Annotated in this window: 1 protein-coding gene; it reads left to right on the plus strand. The window is 68.4% G+C overall.

The genetic code is table 11. The features are described from left to right. The coding region (locus EN850_RS35460) for a hypothetical protein (RefSeq protein WP_210238090.1) at positions 1-301 on the plus strand (301 nt) is incomplete at both ends.

The following is a 301-nucleotide window of genomic DNA, read 5'->3' on the forward strand; positions in this document are numbered from 1 at the left end:
GGACGAGGGCGGTGACCGTCTGGAAGCCGACCCCGACCACATCGGCCCGCTCACCGCGGACGTGCCCGAGGCCGCGCGCGCTGCCGCGCTGCTGAACGACAAGCGGCACGCCTTCGACAGCATGGTCGAATACAACCCGGCGGTGCAGGCCGGCATCCGCCGCTGGCTGACCGACATGCGCCCGGCGCTGCTGACCAGCTACGAGAACTACCAGAACCTGCGCGCGGTGATGTGGCCGGAGTGGGAAAAGCGTGGCCTGCCCGAAGCACTGCTGTTCGGCATCATGGCCAAGGAATCCAAC

The sequence above is a fragment of the Mesorhizobium sp. M8A.F.Ca.ET.207.01.1.1 genome (genome assembly GCF_004794715.1).
In the GTDB taxonomy this organism is placed as follows: domain Bacteria; phylum Pseudomonadota; class Alphaproteobacteria; order Rhizobiales; family Rhizobiaceae; genus Mesorhizobium.